This is a genomic window from Pseudarthrobacter sp. CC4 (assembly GCF_048957775.1).
Taxonomy (GTDB): Bacteria; Actinomycetota; Actinomycetes; order Actinomycetales; family Micrococcaceae; genus Arthrobacter.
In genome coordinates this window covers 134,027-141,290 of record NZ_JARCCZ010000016.1, presented here as the reverse complement: position 1 = coordinate 141,290, position 7,264 = coordinate 134,027, and the positions used below count along the sequence as shown (strand labels likewise).

Below are 7,264 nucleotides of genomic sequence, written 5' to 3'. Positions count from 1 at the left end.
ATCAGCGTGGACAGGTCGCGGGTCACGTCCCCGAGCAGCTCACCCAGCGAGGCGTTATCAGCCTTCAGGTGCGCCTCACTCGGCGGCATCTCCGGAATAGAACTACTCACAGCTGGCGTCCTTCCGTCGAACGGTAAGTGCCGTCGGCAGCGCTGTAGCTGCCGTCCTCATCGCGGTAGGGGTCATCCTCGTACCGCAGGGGGCTGTCTACTGCAGTCCCCCCGGGGAGGGTTGAGGTGGACACCGGAGCCCTCGTGCCTACTGCCGGCTCGTCAAAGAGGTCGTCAGTGCCGGCGGCATAGACGGTCTCCGGGTGAAGGGGCGCAACCGGCTGGGGCTGAACCGACCGCTGCGGGGAAACGCCCTGGACTGCACCCTGTGCCTCGGGTGCTCCCGCCGTGAGGCCACGGGTGAGCCGTCCGGCCAGGACGCCTGCGCCGGCTGCGACCAGGAGGAACGTGCCGGGGCGGTTGCGGGCGAACCTCTGGACTTCGCCGAGCAGGTCCCCCGGCTGCTTGGTCTCAAGCCAGGAGGCTACCGTTTCGGTGGTGCTGGCAGCCTGGCGGATCAGGTCGCTGGCCACGCCCTGCTGGTCCGGTGCAGCGGCCATGCTCTGCAGCTGGCTGGAAATGGAGCGGATGCCTTCCGCTGCCTTCTGCTGCTGCGTTCCCGCCTGGCTTGTCAGGCCCGACTTCGCCTGGTGCAGAAGATCCTGCGCACTGGTCTTCGCCTCGGAGGCCACATGCGCGGCTTCCTCCTTGGCGGTCTGGGCAACGCCCTGGGCTGCGGAGGCGGCCTGGCCGGCAACCTGCGAAGCTTCTTCCTTTGCCGCCTGGCCCTTGGAGCCTCCGGCGGAACCTGCGGCGGGGGAGGTGCCGTAGCGTTCTTCAGCGCCTGTGTCCGGTGCACCGAAAGTATCGGTGGTAGCAGGGCTGGATGTCTGGGGCCATTGGTTCTCTGTCATCGGGCTCTCTTTCATGAAGGGTCAGCTGGCGATCAAGAACCAGCAGTGCTGGCTAGTAGTAAGCATGATTACTAATTAGATACTAAGCACACTTCCCTTTTGATACGCAAGGGCTGCCGAATATATGGCTGCCGGGCAGGGTCTTTGGCCGCAGTGATAGTAAGCCTACTTGCGAATCTGATGCTAAGCATGCTTATTGTAGAGAATGTAGCGACGCAAGAAGAGGTGATCACACCCTGCACTTCGCCACCCAGAGGAAGGCCACGGCCCGATGACCAGCAACCTTGATCCAGATGCCCGGACCAGCTATCGCCTGATTACGGTGGCAGCCCGGCTGGTGCAAAGGCGGCAGGACGATGCCTTGGCGCACTTGGGCCTGACACGGGCCGCCGTCATAGCATTGGAAAATTTGGCCGCCGGGCCCCTTAACCAGGAGCAGCTCGCGGAGGCCATCCGCGTCCAGAGCCAGACCTTGGGGCGCGTATTAATCCGGCTGGAGGGCGCCGGGCATATCACCAGGACCCGGCAGTCCACCGACCGCAGGCAGTTCAAAGTTGAATTAACGGAATCCGGCGCCGCGGCCCTGGAAGCTGCGCGCCGGGCGGAAATCAACGCATATCCGAATGATCCAAGTATTGGCTGGAAGGTCCTCAGCGAGGAACTGGCAAAGTTTGTGAGTGCCTTGCCCGCGGACCGGGAGCATGGCGGCGTAGTCCCCTTTGCCGCCACTGAACACCGCACGGTGAGGCGCCCCCAAGGCGGCCGCGGCAGCGGCCTCCGCGGCGTGGACCAGCCCCGCCCTGAGGCGCGGCCGGACCGCCCCTGAGTCGCTTGTCCGACGCCGGGCGGGCTGCCACGCGTGCGGCCAGGCAGCGTAGCTAAGCCGCGCAGGCGTCCTTGAGTGCCTGGACGGATTCGCCCGGCACTTCGTCTCCGGCCGCGGCGATCTGGCCTAACGGCGTCGTGATCTCTGCGGGTACTCCGGCTGTACGTGCGGCGGAGACCAGGCCGGCCAGCGCCTGCTTGTCCTCCACGCTGACCAGGCCGTCCTGCACCACCGCGCAGACCTGCCGTTTCACTTCGGCAGCGCCTGCGGCGGCCACCTTGGAGGCGGCGTCGCTGGCGGCATTGCCGGCAGCCTCCTCAACGGCGCCACAGCCGGCGAGGAGCAGGAACAGGGGAGCGGCGGACAGGGCGGCAAGGCGGCGTTTCATCAGCCCAGCCTATCGGTCCGAGACAAACGCGTGCCGGACCAGGGCATTCCGGCAGGACCCCTGCTCAAATCCTGCTGATTAGCGCCCGCTCGCCGCCGGAACGCCGAGGATGCTGTCCAGCAGCGCGTTCCGGAACTTCCCGTCAGGATCGTGGGCCGATGCCAGCGAGCGGAAGTCGGCGAAACGCGGGTAGAGCGACTCCCAGTCATGGCCGGCCGGGGAGAACAGTTTGCCCCAGTGCGGTCGGGTTCCGAAGGGCCGAAGTACTTCCTCAAGTTCCGGCAGGACCGCCTCCACCTCAGGCTGCAGCGGCTTCCACGTGAAGTGGAGGGCCACGCTCTGCTGCCGGTAGAAGGGGCTGAGCCAAAATTCATCGGCAGCACCGGTGCGGATCTCGGAGACAAACAGCAGCGGCGCGAGCTTGTGCGCGAGCCCCCGCACCGCCTCGATGGCGGCCGGGGCGTGCTCCAGGGGCAGGATGAATTCGCTTTGCAGTTCCTCGCCCTTGCTGGGTGTGAACTCATGGCGGAAATGGGGCAGGCGGTCCAGCCACTGGCCCGGCTCGTCCATCTGGAGCGTGCAATTCTCGGCGGACATGTCCGGCAGCGGGTGCCTGGGCGTGCGGGCGGCCGTGGCACCGAACAGCTCACCCAGCGGCGGCTCCGAATCCAGTGCCTTGAGCCACACCTGGCTGATGGAACCGCCGGCGTAGTCCGTGAAGAGGCTGACGCTGTAGGCGCTGGACACGATTTCCGGAAAGTTGGCCAGCGCGCGGTCCCATGGCAGGTTCTCCAGGACGCGCTGGCGCATGCGGAAGCTCGGCCGGACGCTGAGTTCCAGGCCGGTGATGATGCCCAGGGCGCCGAGACCCACCACGCCGGCCAGGAATTCGTCGCCGTCCGCGCGGGAGAGGGACGCCTGTTCACCGGAGGGCCGCACCAGGTGGATCGCTTCGACGGCACCGGCCAGGGACTGGTTGTCCACCCCGGATCCGTGCGTTCCCGTCTGGACCGCACCCGCCACGGAGATATGCGGAAGGGACGCCAGGTTGTGGATGGCCACCCCGGACTGTTCCAGCGAGCGGCACAGCGTTCCGTAGCTGACCCCGCCACTGACGCGGACGGTCCGGCGCTCCGGGTCCAGTTCGATCTCCCGGGGCAGGCCGTCCAGGAGCACGTGGACGCCGTCGGTGTCGCCCACCCGGTTGAACGAGTGGCGGGACCCCAGGGCTTTGACCCGGCGGGCCCCGGCCACGATGTCTGCCAGTTCTTCCACTGACGACGGCTGCCGGACCTCCGATGAGGCGTACTCGAGGTTCCCTGCCCAGTTCTTCATTGAGTTGGCTTTCCGGTCGGTGGTGGAAATGGCTCCCTCAACTGTCAGCGCTAACAATCAGGCTGTCAAGGCGCGTCCGTTCCCTTCCTGCCGGGCGGCGGAGCTGGTGCGCGGCGGCGGGACCCGACGGCGGCCGGTGGCTTCGAAAGCGGCTGCAAGCTGCAGCAGGGAGGTGTCACTGTAGGCCCTGCCTGCAAAGGTCAGTCCCACCGGCATGGCGATGTCCGCAGCCAGTCCCATCGGGACCGTTACCGTGGGGATGCCCAGATGCCGGGGGACCAGGTTGCCGTTGGACACCCAGACGCCGTTGCGCCAGGCCTGCTCTGCCGAGTGCTCGTTGCGGTCGGCGTCGGCAGGCCCGACATCCGCGGCGGCCGGGAACACCACCGCATCAAGGACCAGGCCGTCCATCCATTCTTCCAGGTCAATCCGGCGAGTTTTCTCCAGGCCGCGCAGCCCTTCGGCCAGATGGGGAATCCCAGACAGGACCGGCACCCCGTTGTCCCGTATCCACGCCGGGTAATCGCTGATGTCGTCCTCAAACCCGTGGTACCGGTCCGGCAGCCCGTCCGGGGCAGGGAAGATGCTGGCGCCGTCGACGTCGGACAGCCGGGAGAGGTTCGGGTCACCGTTGGCGTCCAGGAAGTCGTGCCAGGCCCAGGCCGCCAGGTCCACGATCTCCCTGCGGAGGTATTCGGGTGGCACCAGGCCCCTCGTGGCAATGCTGGGGGCGCCCGGCCGGTCGCCTTCATAGTTGGAGACCACCGGGAAATCCACCTCCACCACTTCCGCCCCGGCCGCCTCGAGCGCGCGGCGGGCAGCATCCCACAGATCCATGATGGAAGCCCTGGTCTGGATGCGCTGCCCGGTGGGCCCGCCAATCCCCGGGGCGGGAGCCGTGCCGGCCTCGGCATCGGCGTTGATGTACATCCGCGGGACCCCCAGGCGTTTGCCGGCCAGCACGTTCGCCGCAGCTGCGGGGTCCGTGACGGCCAGCTCCAGGTAGGAGGCGGGGCGCACCTCGGACGCCTTTGGCACGTCAACCCATGGCTGCATCCGCCAGAAGTCGCCGCGGGTTTCGGCGTCGTCGGCCACCACCACGTCCAGCACCTCCAGGAGGTCATCCATGGTGCGGGTATGCGGCACCACCACGTCCATGGTGGGAACCAGCGGCCAGTTGCCGCGGACCGAGATCACGCCGCGCGAGGGGGTATAGGCGCAGAGTGCATTGTTCGACGCCGGCGCCCGGCCGGAAGACCAGGTCTCCTCCGCGAGGCCGAAGGCTGCGAAGCTGGCAGCCGTGGCGGTTCCGGAGCCGTTCGAGGATCCGGAGGCAAACGCCGCGGTCAGGTATTCCGCGTTGTAGGGGCTTTCCGCCCGGCCGTACACGCCGCGCTGCATGCCGCCGTTGGCCATGGGCGGCATGTTGGTGAGGCCGATCAGGACCGCCCCGCCGGACCGGAGCCGCTCGATGGTGAAGGCATCGCGCCGGGCCACAAGGTCCTTGAAGGCCGGTGAACCGGCCGCTACCGTCAGTCCCGCCACCTGGTAACTGTCCTTGGCGGTGTAGGGGATGCCGTCCAGTGGGCCCAGGGCGGAGTTCCGCGCCCGCCGTTCGTCGGAGGCCCTCGCCTCCGCAATGGCCTCGGGGTTCAGTACCACCACCGAGTTCAGGCGGATGCCGGACCTGTCGTAGGCCTCGATCCGCTGCAGGTACTCGCGGACCAGCTCCTCGCTTGAGACCCGACCCGCTTCCAGTGCTTCCCGGAGTTGCCTGATACCTGCTTCCACCACGGTGAACGGGCTCACGCTGCCGCCTCCTGCCGCCCGGCCGGCACCGGCTGCTGCTGGGTGATGCAATGGATGCCGCCGCCAAAGGCGAAGATGTCCCGCGCGTCCACCAGTTCTATGGTGCGGCCCGGATAGGCGCGTCCGAGTATTCCTGCGGCAACGGCGTCGTTCGGGTCATCGAAGCTGCAGAGGATTACTGCGTTGTTGGCCACGTAATGGTTGATGTAGGACCAGTCCACGAACCCCTCGTCGTCTTCAAGGGCGGCAGGGGCGGGCACATCGATGATGCGCAGCGGCCTGCCCTGGGCGTCGGTCTGCCCGGCCAGGGCGGCATGGAGTCCCTGGTAGACCTCATGGTCGGGGTGGGCGGGACTGTCCTGGCGGTGCAGCAGGACAGTGCCCGGGCCGGCGAAGGCAGCTACGATGTCCACGTGCCCGCGGGTGCCGAATTCACCGTAATCACGGGTGAGTCCGCGGGGCAGCCAGATGGCCTTGGTGGTTCCCAAGGCCTCGTGGATCGCGGCTTCCACCGATTCCTTGGTGGCGCCCGGGTTTCGCTGGGGATCCAGCTGCACCGTTTCGGTGAGAAGGACCGTTCCCTCGCCGTCCACGTGGAAGCCCCCTCCCTCGTTGACCAGGGAACTCGGATTGACCGGCACCCCTGCGTGCGCCGCCAGCACCCGGCCCACGTTCCGGTCCTTGCCCCATTGCGCCCACTGCTGGGCGCCCCAGCCGTTGAACACCCAGTCGACGGCGGCCACGGTACCGTCCGGACGGCGGGTGAAGGTTGGCCCGCTGTCACGCAGCCAGGCGTCATCGAGCGGAACCCCAAGGACGGTGATGCCCTCCCCGAGCCACTCCCTGGCGGCCGTCGTGTCACGGGGGTCAGCCAGCACGGTCACCGGTTCATAGCGGCTGATGGTGCGCGCAACGCGCGCCCAGGCCCCACGGGCGCGGTCAAGGGTGGGGCTCCCGGATGGGCCGAAGGTGTGGTTGGGCGGCGGGAAGGCCATCCAGGTGCCCTGGTGGGTTTCCCATTCGGCGGGCATGCGGGCGGGTGCTGCGTCGAGCGTCAATGCTGGGACGGCAGGCGGAAAAGCGGACGAATAAATGAATGGCATTCATTTATTATGGAGACGGCGCTGCTGCCGCGCAAGGGGTTGGGAAGAAACTCCTGAATGATGGGCTAAGCAAGGTGCAGGCGTTACTGGCTCGCGTCGTCACCCTCTCGGTCAACTGCTGCGAGGATCACCCGTGCCAGTTCCGCCGGCTTGGTGAACTGGGGCCAGTGTCCCGTGGGAAGGTCCACGAACTCCACGTCGCGGACCCGCGCCAGTTCGGCGACATAGGGGTGGCCGGCGTCGATCCATTCGCGGAGCAGCGAGGAGGGGAATTCGCACGCAATCACGGTGGCCGGGACGTCATAGCGGCGGGTATCGTGCAGGTGCTGCCTGCCGTAGGCCACTCCCTTGGGTTGCGGGATGGCACGTGCGCGGAATGCTTCCCGCAGTCCGTCGTCGAGGTCAATGAGGTCGGCATCGTCGAAGCCTTCCCACGGCGGCAGCGGAATGTCGTCGCCGTCGGCCGGCAGTTCGTTGTTGATCACGTCGCCTTCACCCAGAGGACCGCTGTCCACGTAAATGGCTCGTTCCACCCGGTCCGGGCGCGCGTCCAGCGCGCCGTGGATGACGGCACCGCCCCCGGAGTGGCCCACCAGGACCACCTTGCCCTCGAGGGCGTCAATGGCGGCAACCACAAAGTCGATGTGGTCCTGGAGGCTGATGCCTGAACGGTCCGCGTCAACGGATTCAAGGCCGGGCAGCGTGAGTGGATGCGGCCGGTGTCCCGCGGCCTCCAGTGCCGGGACCACCTCCTGCCACGAAGAGGCATCCAACCAGAAACCGGGTACCAGGATGATGTCCATGCTGGAACCCTAACTTGTTGCGGCAGGCGTGGGTAG

7 protein-coding genes are annotated in these 7,264 nt (G+C 67.3%); 1 reads left to right on the top strand and 6 read right to left on the bottom strand.

The window, feature by feature from the left end; translation table 11 throughout:
- Positions 1-106: 106 nt before the first annotated feature.
- Entirely contained in the window at positions 107-964 is an 858-nt protein-coding gene (locus PV768_RS12590) for a hypothetical protein (protein ID WP_421093182.1), read from the bottom strand.
- A 271-nt stretch (positions 965-1,235) separates the two neighbouring features.
- Here PV768_RS12590 and PV768_RS12585 point away from each other — a divergent pair, with 271 nt between their 5' ends.
- On the top strand, positions 1,236-1,790 hold the full coding sequence (locus PV768_RS12585) for a MarR family winged helix-turn-helix transcriptional regulator (RefSeq protein WP_421093181.1): 555 nt from the start codon (positions 1,236-1,238) through the stop codon (positions 1,788-1,790).
- A 52-nt stretch (positions 1,791-1,842) separates the two neighbouring features.
- Here PV768_RS12585 and PV768_RS12580 read toward each other — a convergent pair whose 3' ends face one another.
- The 5 genes from PV768_RS12580 to PV768_RS12560 all read right to left on the bottom strand — a co-directional run bounded on the left by PV768_RS12580 (position 1,843) and on the right by PV768_RS12560 (position 7,228).
- Positions 1,843-2,178, bottom strand: a complete 336-nt coding sequence (locus tag PV768_RS12580; protein ID WP_157240027.1) for a hypothetical protein — start codon at positions 2,176-2,178, stop codon at positions 1,843-1,845.
- A gap of 78 nt (positions 2,179-2,256) precedes the next feature.
- On the bottom strand, positions 2,257-3,513 hold the full coding sequence (locus tag PV768_RS12575) for a D-arabinono-1,4-lactone oxidase (RefSeq protein WP_421093180.1): 1,257 nt from the start codon (positions 3,511-3,513) through the stop codon (positions 2,257-2,259).
- 57 nt (positions 3,514-3,570) lie between these two features.
- Positions 3,571-5,322, bottom strand: a complete 1,752-nt coding sequence (locus PV768_RS12570; RefSeq protein ID WP_421093179.1) for an amidase — start codon at positions 5,320-5,322, stop codon at positions 3,571-3,573.
- Positions 5,319-6,425 (bottom strand): agmatine deiminase family protein, encoded by a 1,107-nt coding sequence (locus tag PV768_RS12565; protein WP_421093178.1) that lies wholly within the window; start codon positions 6,423-6,425, stop codon positions 5,319-5,321. Before PV768_RS12565 ends, PV768_RS12570 begins: the two co-directional genes overlap by 4 nt.
- Positions 6,426-6,508: 83 nt before the next feature.
- Entirely contained in the window at positions 6,509-7,228 is a 720-nt protein-coding gene (locus PV768_RS12560) for an alpha/beta fold hydrolase (RefSeq protein WP_421093177.1), read from the bottom strand.
- Positions 7,229-7,264: the final 36 nt, after the last annotated feature.

Excerpts from the sequence above, each read along its gene's own strand:
- PV768_RS12590 (WP_421093182.1), bottom strand. The coding sequence starts at position 964 with ATGACAGAGAACCAATGGCCCCAGACATCCAGCCCTGCTACCACCGAT.
- PV768_RS12585 (WP_421093181.1), top strand. The coding sequence starts at position 1,236 with ATGACCAGCAACCTTGATCCAGATGCCCGGACCAGCTATCGCCTGATT.
- PV768_RS12580 (WP_157240027.1), bottom strand. The coding sequence starts at position 2,178 with ATGAAACGCCGCCTTGCCGCCCTGTCCGCCGCTCCCCTGTTCCTGCTC.
- PV768_RS12575 (WP_421093180.1), bottom strand. The coding sequence starts at position 3,513 with ATGAAGAACTGGGCAGGGAACCTCGAGTACGCCTCATCGGAGGTCCGG.
- PV768_RS12565 (WP_421093178.1), bottom strand. The coding sequence starts at position 6,425 with ATGCCATTCATTTATTCGTCCGCTTTTCCGCCTGCCGTCCCAGCATTG.
- PV768_RS12560 (WP_421093177.1), bottom strand. The coding sequence starts at position 7,228 with ATGGACATCATCCTGGTACCCGGTTTCTGGTTGGATGCCTCTTCGTGG.